19 protein-coding genes are annotated in these 18203 nt (G+C 57.1%); 6 read left to right on the top strand and 13 right to left on the bottom strand.

Annotated features, from left to right (window positions below):
- Nucleotides 1-197: 197 nt before the first annotated feature.
- Nucleotides 198-1220, bottom strand: a complete 1023-nt coding sequence (locus tag ACZ0AZ_RS02055; RefSeq protein WP_129997460.1) for a transporter — start codon at nt 1218-1220, stop codon at nt 198-200.
- A 275-nt stretch (nt 1221-1495) separates the two neighbouring features.
- On the opposite strand from ACZ0AZ_RS02055, the gene ACZ0AZ_RS02050 reads away from it, so the two are divergent.
- Nucleotides 1496-3118 carry a methyl-accepting chemotaxis protein gene (locus ACZ0AZ_RS02050; protein ID WP_463572179.1) on the top strand — a complete coding sequence of 541 codons (1623 nt, stop codon included), beginning with the start codon at nt 1496-1498 and terminating at the stop codon, nt 3116-3118.
- A gap of 182 nt (nt 3119-3300) precedes the next feature.
- Here ACZ0AZ_RS02050 and ACZ0AZ_RS02045 read toward each other — a convergent pair whose 3' ends face one another.
- Nucleotides 3301-3606, bottom strand: coding sequence for a PepSY domain-containing protein (locus tag ACZ0AZ_RS02045; protein WP_463538622.1), 306 nt, complete (start codon nt 3604-3606; stop codon nt 3301-3303).
- A 156-nt stretch (nt 3607-3762) separates the two neighbouring features.
- Nucleotides 3763-4890, bottom strand: a complete 1128-nt coding sequence (locus ACZ0AZ_RS02040; RefSeq protein ID WP_463538621.1) for a glycerophosphodiester phosphodiesterase — start codon at nt 4888-4890, stop codon at nt 3763-3765.
- Nucleotides 4891-5110: 220 nt separating this feature from the next.
- Between ACZ0AZ_RS02040 and ACZ0AZ_RS02035 the strand changes: the two genes are divergently transcribed.
- Nucleotides 5111-5437 (top strand): DUF2025 family protein, encoded by a 327-nt coding sequence (locus tag ACZ0AZ_RS02035; protein WP_129997457.1) that lies wholly within the window; start codon nt 5111-5113, stop codon nt 5435-5437.
- Nucleotides 5438-5602: 165 nt separating this feature from the next.
- Here ACZ0AZ_RS02035 and ACZ0AZ_RS02030 read toward each other — a convergent pair whose 3' ends face one another.
- Together ACZ0AZ_RS02030 and ACZ0AZ_RS02025 are read right to left on the bottom strand one after the other, a co-directional pair.
- On the bottom strand, nt 5603-6922 hold the full coding sequence (locus ACZ0AZ_RS02030; RefSeq protein ID WP_463538620.1) for a methyl-accepting chemotaxis protein: 1320 nt from the start codon (nt 6920-6922) through the stop codon (nt 5603-5605).
- Between the two features lie 232 nt (nt 6923-7154).
- Nucleotides 7155-7763, bottom strand: coding sequence for a TetR/AcrR family transcriptional regulator (locus ACZ0AZ_RS02025; RefSeq protein WP_129997455.1), 609 nt, complete (start codon nt 7761-7763; stop codon nt 7155-7157).
- A gap of 211 nt (nt 7764-7974) precedes the next feature.
- On the opposite strand from ACZ0AZ_RS02025, the gene ACZ0AZ_RS02020 reads away from it, so the two are divergent.
- Nucleotides 7975-9030 (top strand): MBL fold metallo-hydrolase, encoded by a 1056-nt coding sequence (locus ACZ0AZ_RS02020; RefSeq protein WP_463538619.1) that lies wholly within the window; start codon nt 7975-7977, stop codon nt 9028-9030.
- Between the two features lie 10 nt (nt 9031-9040).
- On the opposite strand, the gene ACZ0AZ_RS02015 is transcribed toward ACZ0AZ_RS02020, so the two are convergent.
- The 4 genes from ACZ0AZ_RS02015 to ACZ0AZ_RS02000 form a co-directional block, all read right to left on the bottom strand.
- Nucleotides 9041-9358: a helix-turn-helix domain-containing protein gene (locus ACZ0AZ_RS02015; RefSeq protein ID WP_463538618.1), complete on the bottom strand. Its 318-nt coding sequence runs from the start codon at nt 9356-9358 to the stop codon at nt 9041-9043.
- The gene (locus ACZ0AZ_RS02010) at nt 9348-9695 is read right to left on the bottom strand and encodes a type II toxin-antitoxin system RelE/ParE family toxin (protein ID WP_276320601.1); all 348 of its coding nucleotides are present in this window, start codon (nt 9693-9695) and stop codon (nt 9348-9350) included. The genes ACZ0AZ_RS02015 and ACZ0AZ_RS02010 overlap by 11 nt, the downstream gene beginning before the upstream one ends.
- A gap of 62 nt (nt 9696-9757) precedes the next feature.
- Nucleotides 9758-10075, bottom strand: coding sequence for a helix-turn-helix domain-containing protein (locus tag ACZ0AZ_RS02005; RefSeq protein WP_415761745.1), 318 nt, complete (start codon nt 10073-10075; stop codon nt 9758-9760).
- A gap of 93 nt (nt 10076-10168) precedes the next feature.
- Nucleotides 10169-10936: an AraC family transcriptional regulator gene (locus ACZ0AZ_RS02000; RefSeq protein WP_463570990.1), complete on the bottom strand. Its 768-nt coding sequence runs from the start codon at nt 10934-10936 to the stop codon at nt 10169-10171.
- Nucleotides 10937-11045: 109 nt separating this feature from the next.
- Between ACZ0AZ_RS02000 and ACZ0AZ_RS01995 the strand changes: the two genes are divergently transcribed.
- From ACZ0AZ_RS01995 to ACZ0AZ_RS01985, 3 genes are all read left to right on the top strand, one after another.
- Nucleotides 11046-11861, top strand: coding sequence for a sulfite exporter TauE/SafE family protein (locus ACZ0AZ_RS01995; RefSeq protein WP_463538617.1), 816 nt, complete (start codon nt 11046-11048; stop codon nt 11859-11861).
- A 77-nt stretch (nt 11862-11938) separates the two neighbouring features.
- Nucleotides 11939-12658, top strand: coding sequence for a DUF6933 domain-containing protein (locus ACZ0AZ_RS01990; RefSeq protein ID WP_463538616.1), 720 nt, complete (start codon nt 11939-11941; stop codon nt 12656-12658).
- Nucleotides 12659-12739: 81 nt separating this feature from the next.
- On the top strand, nt 12740-13876 hold the full coding sequence (locus ACZ0AZ_RS01985; RefSeq protein WP_463538615.1) for a hypothetical protein: 1137 nt from the start codon (nt 12740-12742) through the stop codon (nt 13874-13876).
- A 3-nt stretch (nt 13877-13879) separates the two neighbouring features.
- Here ACZ0AZ_RS01985 and ACZ0AZ_RS01980 read toward each other — a convergent pair whose 3' ends face one another.
- From ACZ0AZ_RS01980 to ACZ0AZ_RS01965, 4 genes are all read right to left on the bottom strand, one after another.
- Nucleotides 13880-14866 (bottom strand): hypothetical protein, encoded by a 987-nt coding sequence (locus tag ACZ0AZ_RS01980; protein WP_463538614.1) that lies wholly within the window; start codon nt 14864-14866, stop codon nt 13880-13882.
- A 248-nt stretch (nt 14867-15114) separates the two neighbouring features.
- Nucleotides 15115-15828, bottom strand: coding sequence for an HNH endonuclease (locus ACZ0AZ_RS01975; RefSeq protein WP_129997448.1), 714 nt, complete (start codon nt 15826-15828; stop codon nt 15115-15117).
- 113 nt (nt 15829-15941) lie between these two features.
- Entirely contained in the window at nt 15942-16475 is a 534-nt protein-coding gene (locus ACZ0AZ_RS01970; protein ID WP_129997447.1) for a BRO-N domain-containing protein, read from the bottom strand.
- Between the two features lie 349 nt (nt 16476-16824).
- Complete coding sequence (locus tag ACZ0AZ_RS01965) at nt 16825-18075, bottom strand: ribonucleotide-diphosphate reductase subunit beta (protein WP_039757978.1); 1251 nt, start codon at nt 18073-18075, stop codon at nt 16825-16827.
- Between the last annotated feature and the right edge of the window lie 128 nt (nt 18076-18203).

Here is an 18203-nt window from a genome sequence, read left to right as displayed (position 1 = left end):
ATGTTACGGAGAGACTGCGGCAGGTCAGTGTTTGGGCGTTCAAGCCCGCCGCTGATCTGAAGGCTGAAAAAGAAACCTGTGGGAGCGAGCCTGCTCGCGAAAGCGCCATGTCATTCAACATTGATTTATCTGACACACCGACTTCGCGAGCAGGCTCGCTCCCACAGAGACGATTGTCTTGTGTGTGGGATTTGCGCTCAATAATCCCCACGCTTGCGAAACGCCCAGCGTCCGGCAATCACGGTGAATGTCGCCACCAACGCAACCAGCACCCAAAACCCATGGGGATCCTGCGACAGCGGCACACCCCCCACATTCATGCCGAAAAAACCGGCAATGATGTTGATCGGCAAGGCCAGCACCGTCACCACGGTCAGGGTGAACAGCGTACGGTTGCTCTGTTCGTTGAGGTTGGCGGCGATTTCTTCCTGCAACAGTTTGATGCGTTCGCCGAGGGCGGTGAGGTCGTTGATGATCAGCGCAAACTCCTCGGTGGATTTGCGCAACTCCTTGACGTCCTCCTTCTGCAACCACGGCGGCGGACGATTGAGCAGGCGCAGCAACGAACCCGGCTCCAGTGCCAGGAGCCGTTGCAGCCGCACCAGCACGCGGCGATTGGCGCCGAGTTCGGCGCGGTTGGTCGACAGACGCGAAGAGAGCAATTCGTCTTCGACCTGATCGACACTCAGGCTGGTCTTGCGCACGATCTGCGTCAGCACTTCGCCCTGATCGCGCAGCAGGTGCACGAGCAATTCCGAGGGCGAGCGAAAGCACTCGCCGGCCTTCACCGACGAGCGCAACTTGTCCACGGAGTGCAGCGGTTGCAGGCGCGCGCTGACGATCAGTTTGCTGCGCACGCAGACCCACAGCGTCGACACGTCGGAGGAGACCATGCTGCTGAGGTTGAACACCACATCGTTGACCACCGCCAGCAGCGCCGAATCGACATGCTCGATGCGCGTCGAACGCGAACCTTCGTGCAGCGCTTCGAAAAACTCATCGGGCAATTGCAGATGATTTTTCATCCAGCGCTCGCACGCGGCGTGGGCCAGGTTCAAGTGCAGCCAGAGGAATTCGCCGCTGTCACTGTCGTCCTGCAAACAGCGCAACGCCGTCGCCGAATCGATTTCCCGACCACGCTCACCGGGCAGAAAGCGAAAGCCGTAGAGCAAGCCAAACAGGTCCGGGTCGCGATGACTGATATCGAGGCTGTGGTTCATGGCGGCTCGCTGCGAGGAGGATGTCTGGGGCAGGATTTTCAGGTTCACCTGAGCGGCATCATCGCAAGCTCACGTGACCGTTTTGTGACAGCAAAATGACGTCAAATCAATGCCTTGCCGGCTGTCGGAAGTTTCTCAAGGAAGGCTCTGGCGCGCCGATCTCAGGTGAGTCAGGTTGCGCGCCATTGGCGTTTGCCACGGTGCGACGACAGGGAAGTCCGGCCATTTCTCACGTCCGCCCGGGCGTGCCTCATCCCTGCTTCGAGTACCTTGCAATGCTGCAAAAATCCCTGAGAGCGCAAATTCTCGCCCTGCTGAGCGGCAGTCTGCTGGCGATGCTGTTGATCGCGCTGGCCTGCTTTCATTTCCTCTCCAACGGCGTGCAAAGCTACAGCCAGTTGATTGCTGGCCCGTTGCACACTTCGCAACTGATCGATGAAGCCAACCTGCAATTCAAAGTGCAGGTGCAGGAGTGGAAAAACGTCTTGTTGCGCGGCAAGCAACCGGCGGATCTGGCGAAATACTGGAGCCAGTTCGAAGAGCGCCAGCGCGACGTGCAGAACATTCTCGGCGAACTGGCCGGCCAGAAAGGCATCGAGGCCAATCTCAAATCACGTATCGAACGCTTGCGTGAAGAGCATCGCCAGTTGGGTGCTGCCTACCAGAAGGGCCGCGATGCCTACGTGGCTACCGGTGGTGATCCGAGCGCCGGCGACGCAGCGGTCAAAGGCGTCGATCGCGCCACCAGCGAGCAGATGAGCGCACTGGTCGCCGAGCTGCGCGAGCAGGGCACCGCGCAATCGGCATTGATCAGCGCCAGCGCTGATCGCACCGTGTGGCTGGGCCTGTTGGTGATGCTCGCGTCAGGCTTGCTGATCGGTCTGCTGAGCCTGTGGCTGGTCAGCCGCAACCTGATCGAGCCGATCCGCAACCTCATCGATTACGTCACTCGCTTGAGCCGTGGCCAGTTGGCCGAGCGCGTAGTCAGCGAGCGTCGCGATGAGCTGGGCAACCTCGCTGCTGCTGCGAACACCTTGCGCGATTTTCTCGCGGACACCTTCACTCGGTTGCAGCACAGCGCGAGCAATCTGGACAGCGCCAGCGGTGAGTTGAATGCCATTGCCACGACCATGGCCGGCGGCACCAGCGAGCAATTCAGCCGCACCGATCAGGTAGCCACGGCGATGAACGAAATGTCCGCCACGGCACAGGAAGTGGCCCGTCACGCCGCCGATGCCGCGCGTGCTGCCGACGATGCCGATCAGTCGGCGCAGCAGGGTGAAAAGGTCATGCAGACCACCATTCACTCGATCACCCAGATGCGCGGTGAAATTGCCAACACCGCCACGGTGATTCGTCGCCTGGAAACCGACAGCGGTCGTATCGGCAAGGTGCTGGAAGTGATTCGTGGCATCGCCGAGCAGACCAACCTGTTGGCCCTCAACGCAGCCATTGAAGCGGCACGCGCGGGTGAGGCCGGACGCGGTTTTGCCGTCGTCGCCGACGAGGTGCGCAACCTCGCGCAGCGCACGGCAGAGTCGATCATCGAGATCAACCAGATCATTCAGAACGTGCAGACCGGCGCGGTGGATGCCGCGCAGGCTATCGAGAGCGGCCAGGCACGCAGTGATGAAAGTGTCGAGCAAGTGACCCAGGCTGGCGCGATGCTGGAGCGCATCACCTTGGCGGTGGAGGCGATTCGCGACATGAACCGGCAGATCGCCACGGCAGCAGAAGAGCAGACGTCGGTGGCCGAGGATATCTCGCGCAACCTGACTGAAATCACGGCGATCGCCAGTACCAACCTGGACAACGTGCAGCGCACCGAAAGTGCCAGTCAGAACCTGCATGGGTTGTCGGGCCAGTTGAATGAGGTGACGGCGCGGTTGAGTGCTTGATTGCGAGTTCAAGCGTCCGGCAACTTTCGTAGGTCCTCGCCTGCTCGCGATAACGGTGGAACAGTCAACGTTGATGTCGCTGACACTCCGCTTTCGCGAGCAGGCTCGCTCCCACATGTTTTACGGCAGGCATGAAAAAGCCGCACGATCTTTCAATCGTGCGGCTCTTTAACAGCGGTCTATCAAGTGTCTTGCTTGTTGCTCAGCACTTTACCGGTGGTGGCATCAAAGTCCACGTCGAACTCTTTCCCATCAGCGGTTTTAAGTTCAACTTCATACTCATAACCGTTGAAGTGGTTATCCAGGTCGGTGTCGGTAATCGTTGCGCCCGGGTGCAATTTCAGTGCTTCGGCGTTCATCGATTCCAGCGACTTGATCTTGCCGTCCTTGACCAGTTGCGGCACTTGGTCGATGCGAACATCAGCGTGAGCCAGACCAGCGGTGAGGGTCAGGGCAGCGGCGGTAAACAGGGCAGTCAAAGTTTTCATCGGTTCATTCCTTGGCAGTGCGTTGAAGTGGTTGATCTGTGTAAGTGGGTTCAGATTAACCAGCGCAACTTAACTCACCCTTAAATCTCTGCCTCGCGATAAAACTGCTCTTTGTCGGAGCGAGCCTGCTCGCGAAGCAGGCGACTCGATAACCAGTCAGAAACCGTTCTTCTTCAAAACCTCGTCAACGCTGCCAACAGCCGGACGCTTATAAAACTTCAACAATTCACTGGCGCGGTTGGTAAAGATGCCGTCGACACCCGCCGCCATGACCTTCTCGTAGTCCACCGCCTCGTCGACCGTATATACATGCACCAGCATGCCTTGGTCGTGGGTGTACTGATTCATCCACGGTTGCACCAGGTCGGAGTAGCTCTGATCACCACCCTGAGTCAGCTTCGCCGAAGGGCCGGTGCCGATCGCGCCCTGAGCTTTGGCGTAGTCGACCCACTGCTTGAATTCAGCTTCCGACTTCGGTTCCTGCTTGCCGTAGAACACGTTTTTGTCTTTCTCGCCGGACGCGGCAAACGTCACGGCGGATTTAGGCTCGATGCTGCCTTCGCCGACCCACAACAGCAGGATCTTCGGCACTTGCGGCATTTCCTTTTCCAGCAGTTGCAGGCTGTTTTTATCGAAGGTTTGCAGGATCACCTTGCCTTTGCCCTGACCGACGCCGAGCGCACTTTTCGCCAGTTTCGAACCGGTCGGGCTCAGCCAACCGCGATCCTGAAGTTTTTCCTTGAGGTCATGTTCGATGCCGGGAAACAGCTGCGGCTCTTTGGTTTCGATGTACAGGCCCGGTTTGTGCTGCGGGTTGGCGCGGGCGATGTCGATGATTTCATCGAGGGTGAGAATTTTCAGTCCGGCGTAGGAGGGGCGTGCGCGGTCAGGGTATTTGGTGTTGAACCAGCTGCCGGCATCGAGGGTTTTCAGTTCGGCCATGGTGAACGCGGTGGCCGGGCTGTCCTTGCGCTCGGGGAATTTGCTGGCGACGTCGGTGGTGCGTTGCAGGTTGTCGTCGTGCAGGGCGAAGAGCACGCCGTCCTTGCTGCGCTGCAAATCCATTTCCAGGTAATCGGCGCCGAGGTCACGGGCCAGTTTGTAGGCCGCAGCGGTGGATTCCGGGGCATCGAACGACGCGCCACGGTGGGCGATCACTGCCGGATGCGGAATGCCATGGGCGGCAGCGATTGCCTTGGGCTCGGGATGGCTGGCGGCGTGCGCCTGACCGAGGCCGAACAACAGACTCAGCACCAGAGCGCTTCGGGTAAAAGTGGCAGGCATGGTCGAGTTCCTTTCGCAGGTTTTTTTCGAGACGTACCTTTTAACAACTGAAGCGCCGCAGGGCTATCGCCAGACCGACATAAACCGCGCAAAACGGAAATTTCCTGCACTTTTGTGGCGCTGTTTGCAGTAGGCTTGCCCTCGGCAGACGTCCCGGCAGAGGGCGCGCCGCTGCGTTGCCCTGCGTGTAAACCATCGATCATCTTTCGTGAGGTTTACCATGCGCATCACCTCCCAACTCATCTGCCAGGCCGCCGACGATCTCAAGGGCTTCGTCGGCCTCAACCGCAAGACCGGTCAGTACATCGTGCGCTTCAGCGAAGATTCGTTCGGTATGGACGTGGCCGACGACGGCATCATTCCGGCCCATGAATTCGTCTGGGCGACGGCGTCGGACACCACCATGACGCTCAGGCGCGAGTTGATTCAGTTGTTGCTCGATCAACACATCGACGACCGCATCAACATCACCGAACCGTTGCGGGTTTACATGAGCAAGGTTGAAGTGCCGGAGATTGTGGCGGTTCGGAGTCTGAAGCGCGGTTGAGGTTTTGCGGTGGGGTTGCGGGCCTCTTCGCGAGCAGGCTCGCTCCCACATTGGATCTGTGGCGTTCACAAAATCCCTGTGGAAGCGAGCCTGCTCGCGAAGGCCACTCCTCGGTTCACCGCCAGCCGCAATTGCGATCCAGTCACGCGCTCATGTCAGTCCCGATCACCCCGGCACCCGCTCATTGGCAAACATGCTCACCGCATCCACTGCCTCGCTGGCGCCGTCGCGAATCTGCAGAATCACCGTCCCGGCCTGATTGGCCAGTTCCACGCCCTCTGCGGCGCGGTCGCGGGTGCCTTGCATGCTCTTGATCGCCTGCCGTGTTTCGCTCTGGATCAGACTGATCATGGTAGAAATTTCCGCTGTGGAGCCGCTGGTGCGCGCCGCCAGTTGCCGGACCTCATCGGCCACCACGGCAAAACCGCGACCCTGTTCACCGGCGCGCGCCGCTTCGATGGCAGCATTCAGGGCGAGCAGGTTGGTCTGATCGGCGATGGCGCGGATGGTGTTGACGATGGCCGTGATTTGCTCGGAGCGATCGCCCAGTTGCGCGATCAGAGTTGAAGACTGGCTGATGTCCTCGGCGATTTCGCGCATTTCGCTGGCAGCCTGTTGAATCACCTGCGTACCTTGCTCGGCGACTTTTCGCGTCGCCACCGAGATGTGATAAGCGGTGCTGGCACTGCGCGCGTCCTGTTCGTGTTGTTCGACGCGGGCGGTGACGTCGGATGCGAACTTCACGACTTTGTACAAGCGCCCCGAGGCGTCGTAGACCGGGTTGTAGTTGGCCTCCAGCCAGATGATCTGGCCGCGTTTATCCACACGCTCGAACTGCCCGTGGAAGAACTCGCCCTGATTCAGGCGCCGCCAGAAATCCTGATAGGCACTGCTGTTGACCAGCGCCGGGGTGCAGAACAACCGGTGATGCTGGCCCTTGAGCTCCGCGAGGTTGTAACCCATCCGGGTAAGAAAATTCTGGTTGGCGGTAAGAATGTTGCCGTCGAGATCGAATTCGATCACCGCCATCGCGCGATCGATCGCCTGCAGCTTGGCGTTGGCCTCGTTCTCCTGCTGCACCTTGGCGGTGACATCCATGGCGTACTTGACCACTTTGATCACCCGTCCCGACGCATCCTTGATCGGGTTGTAACTGGCCTCGAGCCAGATCGGCTGGCCTTTGCTGTCGACCCGTTCAAAGGTGCCGGACTGGAACTGACCGTTTTTCAGGCGCGACCACAACTCTGTGTACTGGGCACTGCGCCCGAACTCTGGTGTGCAGAAATGCCGGTGTGGCTGGCCGATCGCCTGCGCAGCCGTGTAACCCATGGTCTTGAGGAAGTTGTCATTGGCACGTAACACCACGCCATCAAGATCGAATTCGATCACCGCCATCGAACGGTTGATCGCTTCGAGCATTGCAGCTTGGTCAAAAACGGTGTGTTGCAGATCTTCGAGGGCGGCTTTGTGGCGGTTGAAAAACATGCTTGCGATACTCGGGAGTGGGAAAAATCAAAAGGATTCAGTCCCTATTCCTGCGCCGGCAGACCGAAATGCACAGACGGCATTCGGTGGTGGCTGCTCAATGCCAGCGTTCCGTTACTGGCAGATGGCTACTTATACAAAACTTAATAAAGTTGTACAAGAAAGGAATTTTTCGCGAGTTTGTATAACTTTTCGTGAAATTAGTTGTACACGGCTCAACGCTGTCGATGATTCACCGCTGATACAGTGCCAGGAACATCTCCAGCGCCGACTCGGCAACTGCATTTTGCGCGTCTGGATCAAGGGCCGCGCGACCCAGCGAGATCTGTGGCCAGAACGCGAATGCCTTGAGCAGCCCCTGCACTTGATGCGCGGCAAACTCTGGATCCACCGGCTTGAGCCGTCCGTCGGCTTGCGCCGCGCGTATCCAGACGGTCAGGCCTTCCTCGCGCTCGCCCATGCGCTCGATCATGTTCTGCGCACGTTCGGGGGAATGAATGGTTGCGGCAATCGCCACCCGGGCGAGGGTGAGGAAATTCTCGTCAGCCATCATCTGCACCTTTTCTCGCAGCATCTGGCGCAGTTGTTCGTGCAGTGGTTGCTCGCGGTCGTAGCTCACCGATGGCTCGGCAATGATCCGTGCCCACAACTGATTGAGGATCTCGGCGAACAGCTCTTCCTTGCTCGGGAAGTGGTTGTACACCGTCCGCTTCGACACGCCGGCCGTGGAGGCGATCTTGTCCATGCTGGTGATTTCGAAACCGTGGGCACGGAATTCGGCGATCGCTGCCTGGATGATGGCTTCGCGTTTGCGATCGGTGAGGCGTTGTGGAGCGGTCATGAGCGGGCTTCGGCAGAGAAGGGAGGAAATTACACTCGGCAGTTTACTTGTCGTCGGCTTTGATGCAACCTAGAAACTACACCGCTCAGTGTAATGTTGCGTTAATCCTCGTACCTTACAAACTAGAGCGTTTGGCCTTTGCGTGCAGCCTGGCCATTTTCATTTCCCGTGGAATACCGTGCAGCACACGGTTTTTCGGAGTCGTTCAGTCATGGCCAATCCAGTCTCTCTCCCGGAAAACACTCCCACGCCTGAAGCCTCGCGCCAGGATCAAGGGCTGTTTCGCAATCATGCGCCGGTTCAGCGCGAAGGCCTGGGCAAAATGCTGCGGATCATGTGGAACATGATTTTCCACAAACCGCGCGACACCCGTCCGAGCGCCGCCATTCCTGTGCAGCCGCTTACTCGCGAAGATCTGCTCGCAGCGCCCAATCACAGCGTTTACCGCTTGGGGCACTCGACGCTGTTGTTGAAGATGCGCGACAAATTCTGGATCACCGACCCGGTGTTCGCCGAGCGCGCCTCGCCGGTGCAATGGGCGGGTCCGAAACGCTTCCACCAACCACCGATCAGCATCGACGAACTGCCGCCGATCGAAGCGGTGATCCTCTCGCACAATCATTACGACCATCTCGACTACGAAGCGGTACTCAAACTCGCCGCCAAAACCACTTACTTCCTGACTCCACTCGGCGTGGGCGACACCCTGATCAAATGGGGCATCGACGCCAGCAAGGTGCGCCAGTACGACTGGTGGCAGGGCACCGAAATCGCCGGTATCCGCTTCATCGCCACCCCATCGCAGCACTTCTCCGGCCGTGGCCTGTTCGACGGCAACAGCACGCTGTGGGCGTCATGGGTGATGATCGACGCCGACACACGAATCTTTTTCAGCGGCGACAGCGGTTACTTCGACGGCTTCAAACGCATCGGCGAACAATACGGCCCGTTCGACCTGACCCTGATGGAAACCGGCGCCTACAACGTCGAATGGCCCCACGTGCACATGCAACCGGAAGAAACCCTGCAAGCCCACATCGACCTCAAGGGCCGCTGGCTCTTCCCGATCCACAACGGCACCTTCGACCTGGCCATGCACGCCTGGCATGAACCTTTTGATCGCATCCTTGCGCTTGCATGGGAACGCAGTATTGCGATTACCACACCGCGGATGGGGGAGGCGTTCAACCTTGCGCATCCACAACGGGGGAGTGCGTGGTGGATGGCGGTTGAAGAGGAGGGGGAGGCGCTTGCTCAGAATGCCTGACGCGTTCGCCTCAAGCGAATACCACCTCAATACGGCCCTCTTTCCGTGATCGGGGGGCCGATTTGACTACAATTTGCACATCTCGTCCGAGACGTGAAAGGCATTCCATCATTTTGGCCTCACTGATTCCGCGAAATTTGCCACGCAACATTTCGGAAAGCTTGGGTTGTGATAGTCCCAAGATTTCTGACGCCTGAATCTGAGTGAGATGACGCGCCTTAATGATTGCGCCAATTTTCGCTGCGAGCTGCGACTTCACCTGCATTTCACTTGCATTGGGTAAGTTCAGATCGTGATAGACGTTTCCGCTACCTACTTCAATCTCCATGGTTTTCTGATCCTTTCGCATGTTCCTGGGCGGCTCGAAGTCTGTTTCTGATCAGATCAATGTCCGACTGGGCGGTTTTAATCCCGCTTTTCGACTTTTTCTGAAAGCAGTGCAAAACGTAAATTGCACTGCCAAAACGAACCGTATAAATGGCGCGGTAGGTGTCGGTGTCGAAGTCTTCTATCAACTCCAGGACACCTGCGCCTCCGAACCCTTTCATTGGTTTTGCATCTGAATACTTCAGGCCACATTGAGCCAGATCCAGTGCGTGACCAAAAACGTCTTGTACCTCTGTGGGCATCTGCTTGAGATCTTTTTTACTACTGCAGACCCACATAAGCGGCTTCCTTGCACTCATGCGAAATATACCTATTTTGGAATAATTATCAAATTGCCGTTTCAGTCAGCCATCGCAAAATCCCCACGCCCCACCGATTCCCCCGCCATCCCCTGCGCCCTGACACCGCGCCCCGGTGCAAACCCCGGGAAGAACACCAACCCCTGCGCTTCAAACCGATAAGCCAGTGCCAGTCTTGCGGCGTCCGCCACGTCCTGCTGCGCTTCGAACCGCTGGATATCCGCGACTGCAACTTCGGCCTCGCGCGACAGTTGTTCAACACTCCAGCCCAGCATGGCGCGGGCCTGGACGCAGTGGGTCGGGGTGAACTGGAAAAGGGCAATGCGTTCGAGGACGTGGTTCATCGCAAGAGAGGCCATGGTGTGCTCCGGGCTCAAAAGTGCTGATTGAAAATGTACTGTGTTTTTGTACAGTTGTTTTCGGCCGGGATCAAACGCATTTTTCGAATTTGCCTAGTTCGTCGGCTCCAACCAGACGGACGGTGCCTGTCCCAGCACACGCCGAAACATCGTCGAAAACGCCGCCGGGCTCTCGTAGCCGAAGTCCAGAGCAATCCGCGTCACCGCTTCCCCCGCCGCCAACCGTGCCAACGCCTGCACGACGCACGCCTGCTGGCGCCACTCACGAAAGCTGAGCCCGGTCTGCTGCCGAAACAATCTGTTAAAGGTACGCAAGCTTATGTGTAACTGGTCCGCCCAATGCTGCGGGGATTGATGGGTGTTGGGCATGTTCAGAAAGGTCTGACATAGACTGAGGAGCTTTCCTTCGACGGGCATAGGAATGTGTAGGGGAAGGGGGGCACTGCGTGTCAGTTCATGCAACAGCAAGTTGATCAGCACACCGTCGCGTCCGGCCTGGTCGTACATCAGCGGCACGTCCGCCGCCTCCATCAGCAAATGCCGCAGCAGCGCCGACACGTTGAGCACTTGGCACTTCGGGCCCAAATCCACCGTGCACGGTTCAATGTAGAGGCTGCGCGTGCTCACCCCTAGCATCAATACTTCGTGGGCGACTCCCGGCGGAATCCACACTGCACGCTGCGGCGGCACCACCCAGTTGCCGCTCTGAGTACTGACCCGCATTACACCAGTGGCGCCGTAGAGCAATTGCCCACGTCGATGCGTATGAAACGGGAGTAGGTGGCCGTGGGAATAATCGGTACCGATGGCCACGACCGGGCGAGGCGTGTCATCAAGCTGATTGATCGAAATATTGCGCATCAGGCGAGTTCCAGCGATTGGCGTAAACGCGAACATTATTGGCCCAACTGCTGAAGCCGGCCAATGCCTGCCGCACTAATGTCACGGCTCCCAGTTCTGGACGCTCACCATGTTCTACCTCCTGCTTACATTGTTCGGCTGCCTCACCGGCATCAGCGCCGTGCTCTTCGGTTTCGGCGGCGGCTTCGTCATCGTGCCGCTGCTCTATCGCATGCTCACCGCCAGCCACGCAGCCGACGACCCCATCGCGCAATCGGCCATGCACATCGCCGTGGCCACCTCGACCTGCGTGATGATCGTCAACGCCCTCATCGCCACGCGCAAACACCAGCGCGCGGGCAATCTGCTCCGGGACTACCTCTGGCCATTGGGCGGGTTTATCGGCGTGGGCGCGGTCGTCGGTGCCATCGCTGCGATGTGGGTCAGCGGCCAAGTGATCCGCTACGCCTTCATCACCTATCTGGGCGTGACCATCGTCGATTGCCTGCTGCGCCGAGGATTTCTCACACAGTCCCAAACCACATTCCCACGGCGACTGACCTCAACAGAAACATCCGCCGGCGGCGTAGGCATCGGCGCCATCGCGACGTTCCTCGGCGTAGGAGGAAGCGTCATGACCGTGCCGCTGCTGCGCCGTTGCGGGCTGAGCATGTCGCAAGCGACGTCCATGGCCAATCCGCTCAGCGTGCCGGTGGCGTTGGCCGGGACGTTGACGTACATATCGCTGGCCGGATTCAGTGAAACGGATCTGGGGGAGTGGTTTGTCGGGTATGTGGATTTGCTGGCTTTTGCAGTGCTGACGGTGGGGTCGTTGTTGGGGATCCGACTCGCGACACCGTGGATCGGGCGGATTCCGGATCGGGTGCATGCCTGGGTTTATATCGGTTTGCTGATTATCGTGCTGCTGTGTATCTCGTTTAAATGAACCATTGCCAGGCTACAGTGCAAGAAACCAAAATCGATAACTGAACGCTGTCCTCCAGCAATAACCAGAGACCCAGGATGTTGATCTTTAATTGCACCGAAGCCGCCAGCAAGTTTTTTAGCCGTGTCCACAAAGGCAAAAAGGTCACGCCGGTGGACGTTAGTCCGCCGTCCTCAATCATTGAAGATCATGAGTTGAGCGGCGCTGACGAGCAGTGGCTGGTTCACGCCATAACGGTGCAACGCAAGCACGTGCTGCTGGTCATTCACGTCAAAACCCGTTATTGCCTGATTCTGGCCGATTTGAAAAAGGCCAATACCGAAGACTTCATTGCGCGGTTTATTGATCGCTGGGTCCATGGATTGATGATCAACGCACACCTTCATAAACTCGGACCCTGGCTTAACCCGGAATTGATGGCGGCACGTCTGCTACAGACCTGTGAACACCAACGGTTCTATCGACGCAGCCATCGCAGCGCGCAAAAACACATTGATGAGATTGCGTGGATGTTCCAGGACAAGGTCGCCCATACCGGGTCTTTGCCACCGGATGAAACCGCAGCGATGGTGTTCGACGCGCAAATGAATGACACACCCCGGAATAGCAAGGGCGCCAAGTCTTACTTCTTTCCGGATGAAGAAATGACACTTCACTGGCTGCGTCATTACTGCTTTCTTGATGACGTCCAGCTCCATGCGGCCAAGGAATGTCGCCAACAAGTGGCTCGAGAACTCACAGCCCTTGAGCACGAAGCCTGGCTTAAAGAGTACGAACGAGAAAACTCGAATAGTTGATCGACTCTCGCCATAATCCGCAGCGTATTTTTCAGCGTCGGCCCCGTCGACGCTATCTCCGGCTTCTTCTAGGATTGATACATGTTCAAAGGACTGATGCGCTTGGCACCATGCGCTGCTGCGCTGTTCTCATTGATTTCCATCGCCCATGCCGAAGAAGGCCCGCGTGTCTTTACCGGTACGCTGGGCAAGATGCCGATTGTGGTTGAGCTCAACACTGCACAACAGGACGAAGTGACCGGCCGCTATTTCTACGAGAAGTATCATCGTGACCTTGCACTCAACGGCTCGCTGCAGGACAACACGCTAAACCTCGTCGAAGGCAACAACCGTTATGGTGAAGACAAACCGCTACCAACCCTCAAGTTGAAAACCACCGCCAACGGGTGGCAGGGCGAATGGCGAAATACCAAGGGCAAGAAGTTTCCGGTGCAACTGACCGAAGCCAGACTTCCTGCGCCAGCCGCTACAACGCTGCCCTTTATTGCCACATTGTCGAAAGATGATCGCTACGAATATTTGCGCTTACAGGGGCTCAAGCTTAAGCCGGAAAAGAAAGAAAATTTCATGGGCTACGACCTGCAATGGTGGACAGAGCCTGAGTCGAAGATCTCGCTGTTCAGCGTCGAGTCGGGCTACCCGAAAGAAGAGCAGCAGCGGATCAACAACCACTTGCTCGGACGACTCTGGACTGAAGTCATCGACTTTCACCGCTGCATGATGGATGGAGGGGAATACGCCGAGTTTGATCAAGGTGCTGCCCCGCAGTTTCTCTCGGCCGACGTGGTCAGTCTGGACATTTCCACCGGCTACAGCTGCGGCGGCGCTCACCCGGACTTCGGCAGTTCGCCGATCAATCTGAATGCGCACACCGGTGAATTGTTGAAACTCAAAGACGTGCTGTGGATTGGTGAACCTGATAGCGCAGCCACCGAGTACGATCAGTTGAAAGTCATGGCGCCGTGGCTGGTCAAACAGTTCACCACGCTGTACCCCGAGGAAATGAAAAAGCCCGCCGAAGACGATGGCGACTGCGACTACACCGATGAAAGTGTTTGGGGTTATGCCAACTGGCACTTCGCGCCGAAGGGGATTTACCTGGGCGCTTATTTCGCCCGTATCCAGCGCAACTGCGACAACCCCGATTGGCCAGTGCTACCGTACTCGCTGGTCAACCAACACCGTGGCGAAGCCAAACTGCAACTACCCAAAGGCTAGCCATCACTCCAACCCCGGCGCTTCACGAATAATGAAGTGATCCAGGTTCTCGATATCGGCATTGAAGACCTCGAACGGCTTTTCGGGGTTCTTCTTGCCGGGCACCTGCTTCAACTCCGGCGTCACCCCATAGAAGAAACAGAACAACGCCTTGTCGCTATCCACCGCGTGCTTGATCTCTTCCAGAAACGCCTTGCGCTTGCGGTATTTGTCGATCAGCTTCTTGTTCAGATAAACACTGACCGGATACGGCTTCTTCTTGCTGTCTCCGGGCTTCTTGAACCAGACCTTGTCCTCGAAATCGATACGAAAACTGGCACTGTGGAAGTCCTCGATCTTCTTGATCCGCCCCCAGTAAATCAGCCCCTTGTTGTCCGTCAGATACTCGATCTTCTTGAAGAACGAACTGTACGGCGCCGTATGCTCGCCGACCTTCAACGGCATCCGCTTGAGCAACTCCTTGTCGGCGAAGTTGGAAACAAAACACTCTACCGGATGCGCAAACACAGTGGTCTTGTCCGGCGCCGACTCACGACCCACCGACTCTTTACCACTGTCCGCCGCCACCCGCACCGGATCATCCCGCAACACATCCGCCGCGTCCGCAGGCGCGACAGGCTTGCGTACATACTCACGCCGCGTCAGCAACAACTCTGATGGGAAGTGTTCCTCACGCCCGTCATCCACCTCGCCATCCGCCGTCTCAACGCCAGACGCCGACGCCTTCAAACTCGCATACGGACAACCCGGCACATGCTGCGTAGTCGGCAGATTTTTGAAGTGCGGCGTGCGCACGTAATTCACATTCTTGGCGTTGAACGTACCCAACTCATTGGAAGCCTCGAACGCCGAACGACAGGCATCGTTGGGGCACTGGAAGTGCTCCTTCGCCGAGTCAAACGCCACCGTCTCATCGAAATTGAGATCGCGAACGTCATAGATCGACAGTTTGTCGTCGAGGCTGAGGCAGTAGGCGAGATCGAATTTCATGGTGGGGCTCGGATCCTTGAGTGGGGGAGGGGTATTAATAGCGGGAGGCGGCGCGGGTTGCACTGATTGTTTCAGGATGATGCGGAATTTGTGGGAGCCAGAGTGCTGGCGATTCTAGGCATCAACCAGATTTCAATATCTTACCGACATTGCAGACCACGCATCACCGTGTGGCGAGGGAGCTTCCTCCCGCTGGGCTGCGAAGCAGTCCCAAGAAAAGCAAATACGGTTAGTCAGATAAACCGCGATTATTCCTTTTCGAGTCTTCCAACGTTGTCATACAGCCAAGCAGTGAAAGCTTCTCTGTCGTCCGAATGGTGGCAACGTTGGTGACAGTTGGGACACAACGCCACAACATTCGTCTCAAGGTCCGAACCCTTTTGCGACAGGTGCTTGACGTGATGCACTTCTAAAAACGGTTTCCCATCCTTTTCAAATGGCGCTGCTTTGCCACAACCTTCGCACTTCCCGTTGGCTTGCTGACGAACCCAGCCCCTCAATTCAGGATCGCGAAAGTAAACCTTTCTAGTCGAAGTCGTTTGGATTGGTGTTTTTATCCCTTTAGGGACGTAATCAAATTGCTTTCGCTCAAATTTAGCCGAACGTTGCTCGAGCAATGCTTCGTCCGCCGTTGGATCAGAATCTTCAAGTGTCAGAACAGTAGAAGCATCAAGTGCCTTACGGATACTGCGCGCTACATTCGCGCCAACATTCTTGGCAGGTTTGTAGCCTTCAATACGCGTTCGACCCATTTCTACCAGCACGGTAGAGATGTTCTGCATCCGAAACTCGACCGAGCCTTTAGTCCGACCGGCTAAAGGGCCTTCACGCAAGATTCGATTTTCCTCAGTCTTGACGAATTTCTGACCGCTCTGCTCGCGTGCCAGCATTTTGAGATATGCGTCGACCGCCGCCTGAATCTCTACGTCACTCCAATCGCTATTACTTTTTTCCGTGTCCATACAATCGCCGAGGGTTGAAAACCCTCGGACGATACTGAGTGGCCATCACATCTGTCTACGAAAAGTCCTACAGGAAATAGCGACGAATCCTGCGTGGTCCTACAAACTTGCTCCTAACCCATCGAGTGCTTCGAGGACCGGAACACCTGCGTAGCCCTCCGCCACCAGGGTTTCTCTAGAGAAGCTCGTCGTGGCTTCTGATCGTTCAACAGGTAAGGCATATCCCTTAGCCGAATCCAGCCCTCATCCTGCCAATGCAGCAAACTCAAAGACATCTCCGGCCAATCCAACAAGCTCAACATTGGCCGATTCGAATCTCCTGAATCCTCCGCATCGCGCAAGGTTGGCACTACCTCATTGGTCAACCACTCACGCAACAACCGATTCCCCGGAACGTAGTGATAGACCAGCAGCGCGTACACCCCGGATTCACTGAGCATCAGATGTTGTTCTAGTTCTCGAAAGTACTTAATCCACATGACCCGGCGTTGATCGGTATCCAGCTTGTTGACCACCCGATCATTGAGATGGAAACCCATCAAACGGCCGACATCGCGGGCGGAGAACCAAGGCTGGTTCTCTAATAGAAGAGCATGCAGAGAAAGATTGTGGCGAGAGAAGACGGTTACTGAGCATGGATCAGACATATCTATGACCTCTACGTTTTGGATTTTTTTGAGGACCTGACCCCAACGTAGAGTGGATTTAAGAAATCCCAACGAGCAGAGCAGTTGCCACCGACGGATTACACGTCTGTGTCACTGACCAAGCTTTCTACGTTGGGCGTTTCTTAGGCACCTGCGACAGAGCTTAGTAGTGCTCGTGGCAGGCTTCAATGGGAAGCGACTGTAAGTGCTGTAGGAGATTGAGCGCTGTGTCGTAGGCGTAAAAGGCTCACCGAGCGCCCATAAAAAAGCCCCGATCAGATCGGGGCTTTTTGCTTTCTTCGATTCGCCGACTCAAACCGCAATCGTCAAATCGCACCAAGCGAGACTATTAGTCCCAGCTCAGAGCACCACCAGTTTGGTATTCGATCACGCGAGTCTCAAAGAAATTCTTCTCTTTCTTCAAGTCCATAATCTCGCTCATCCAAGGGAACGGGTTAGTCGTCCCAGGGTACTCTTCTTTCAAACCAATCTGGCTCAAACGACGGTTAGCGATGAACTTCAGGTAGTCCTCCATCATCGCCGCGTTCATGCCCAGTACGCCGCGAGGCATGGTGTCGCGGGCGTATTCGATCTCCAGTTGCGTACCCTGCAGGATCATCTGGGTCGCTTCTTCTTTCATCTCAGCATCCCACAAATGTGGGTTTTCGATTTTGATCTGGTTGATCACGTCGATGCCGAAGTTCAGGTGCATGGATTCGTCGCGCAGGATGTATTGGAACTGCTCGGCGACGCCGGTCATTTTGTTGCGGCGGCCCATGGAGAGGATCTGGGTGAAGCCGCAGTAGAAGAAGATGCCTTCCAGAACGCAGTAGTAGGCGATCAGGTTGCGCAGCAACTCTTTGTCGGTGTCTGGGGTGCCGGTTTCGAACTTCGGATCGGAGATCGAGCGGGTGTACTTCAGGCCCCAGGCGGCTTTTTTCGCGACCGATGGGATCTCGTGGTACATGTTGAAGATTTCGCCTTCATCCATGGCCAGCGATTCGATGCAGTACTGGTAGGCGTGGGTGTGGATCGCCTCTTCGAAAGCCTGGCGCAGGATGTACTGGCGGCATTCCGGGTTGGTGATCAGGCGGTACACGGCCAGGACCAGGTTGTTGGCAACCAGGGAGTCGGCGGTGGAGAAGAAGCCGAGGTTGCGCATGACGATGCGGCGCTCGTCGTCGGTCAGGCCTTCCGGGTTTTTCCAGAGGGCGATGTCGGCGGTCATGTTGACTTCTTGCGGCATCCAGTGGTTTGCGCAACCGTCCAGATACTTCTGCCAGGCCCAATCGTACTTGAATGGCACGAGTTGGTTGAGGTCGGCGCGGCAGTTGATCATGCGCTTTTCGTCAACGGCGACACGGGCGGAGGCGCCTTCGAGTTCGGCGAGGCCTTCGGCGACGTCGAGGGAGTTCAGTGCAGCCTTGGCGCGGGCCACGGCGGCCGAGTCGTCGGCGGTGACGGCGCGGGCTTCCAGCGCGGCGGCGCCGCCAGCGTTGTCGAGGCGGTCCATGTTGGCTTCGCTTGCGTGGCCGGCGTTGGCGCCTTTCACGGTTGCGACTTCACTGTCTTCTTTATCGAATTCGTCCCAGCTCAGCATGACGTGTCGTCTCCTGCGTGAGGGCTTGTGCCCGTGTGAAACCTGATGGGTTGGTTTTTCACACGGCCAAAGCCGCGTTGGATGTCGTTTTTTGCAGCGCTGCACGCAGGCAAATAAACAGAAATTTT

The organism is Pseudomonas sp. AC239 (assembly GCF_979258545.1).
The sequence above is the reverse complement of the archived record's forward strand: the minus strand, read 5'-3'. Positions and strand labels throughout refer to the sequence as shown.

What these genes read in the sequence shown, in the direction of transcription:
- ACZ0AZ_RS02000 (WP_463570990.1), bottom strand. Translation starts at nt 10,936, where the DNA reads ATGCGCAATATTTCGATCAATCAGCTTGATGACACGCCTCGCCCGGTC.
- ACZ0AZ_RS02030 (WP_463538620.1), bottom strand. Translation starts at nt 6,922, where the DNA reads ATGTTTTTCAACCGCCACAAAGCCGCCCTCGAAGATCTGCAACACACC.
- ACZ0AZ_RS02050 (WP_463572179.1), top strand. Translation starts at nt 1,496, where the DNA reads ATGCTGCAAAAATCCCTGAGAGCGCAAATTCTCGCCCTGCTGAGCGGC.
- ACZ0AZ_RS02010 (WP_276320601.1), bottom strand. Translation starts at nt 9,695, where the DNA reads ATGTGGGTCTGCAGTAGTAAAAAAGATCTCAAGCAGATGCCCACAGAG.
- ACZ0AZ_RS02040 (WP_463538621.1), bottom strand. Translation starts at nt 4,890, where the DNA reads ATGCCTGCCACTTTTACCCGAAGCGCTCTGGTGCTGAGTCTGTTGTTC.
- ACZ0AZ_RS02045 (WP_463538622.1), bottom strand. Translation starts at nt 3,606, where the DNA reads ATGAAAACTTTGACTGCCCTGTTTACCGCCGCTGCCCTGACCCTCACC.
- ACZ0AZ_RS01965 (WP_039757978.1), bottom strand. Translation starts at nt 18,075, where the DNA reads ATGCTGAGCTGGGACGAATTCGATAAAGAAGACAGTGAAGTCGCAACC.
- ACZ0AZ_RS02020 (WP_463538619.1), top strand. Translation starts at nt 7,975, where the DNA reads ATGGCCAATCCAGTCTCTCTCCCGGAAAACACTCCCACGCCTGAAGCC.
- ACZ0AZ_RS01980 (WP_463538614.1), bottom strand. Translation starts at nt 14,866, where the DNA reads ATGAAATTCGATCTCGCCTACTGCCTCAGCCTCGACGACAAACTGTCG.
- ACZ0AZ_RS01985 (WP_463538615.1), top strand. Translation starts at nt 12,740, where the DNA reads ATGTTCAAAGGACTGATGCGCTTGGCACCATGCGCTGCTGCGCTGTTC.
- ACZ0AZ_RS02005 (WP_415761745.1), bottom strand. Translation starts at nt 10,075, where the DNA reads ATGGCCTCTCTTGCGATGAACCACGTCCTCGAACGCATTGCCCTTTTC.
- ACZ0AZ_RS02015 (WP_463538618.1), bottom strand. Translation starts at nt 9,358, where the DNA reads ATGGAGATTGAAGTAGGTAGCGGAAACGTCTATCACGATCTGAACTTA.
- ACZ0AZ_RS01970 (WP_129997447.1), bottom strand. Translation starts at nt 16,475, where the DNA reads ATGTCTGATCCATGCTCAGTAACCGTCTTCTCTCGCCACAATCTTTCT.
- ACZ0AZ_RS01975 (WP_129997448.1), bottom strand. Translation starts at nt 15,828, where the DNA reads ATGGACACGGAAAAAAGTAATAGCGATTGGAGTGACGTAGAGATTCAG.
- ACZ0AZ_RS01995 (WP_463538617.1), top strand. Translation starts at nt 11,046, where the DNA reads ATGTTCTACCTCCTGCTTACATTGTTCGGCTGCCTCACCGGCATCAGC.
- ACZ0AZ_RS02025 (WP_129997455.1), bottom strand. Translation starts at nt 7,763, where the DNA reads ATGACCGCTCCACAACGCCTCACCGATCGCAAACGCGAAGCCATCATC.
- ACZ0AZ_RS02055 (WP_129997460.1), bottom strand. Translation starts at nt 1,220, where the DNA reads ATGAACCACAGCCTCGATATCAGTCATCGCGACCCGGACCTGTTTGGC.
- ACZ0AZ_RS01990 (WP_463538616.1), top strand. Translation starts at nt 11,939, where the DNA reads ATGTTGATCTTTAATTGCACCGAAGCCGCCAGCAAGTTTTTTAGCCGT.
- ACZ0AZ_RS02035 (WP_129997457.1), top strand. Translation starts at nt 5,111, where the DNA reads ATGCGCATCACCTCCCAACTCATCTGCCAGGCCGCCGACGATCTCAAG.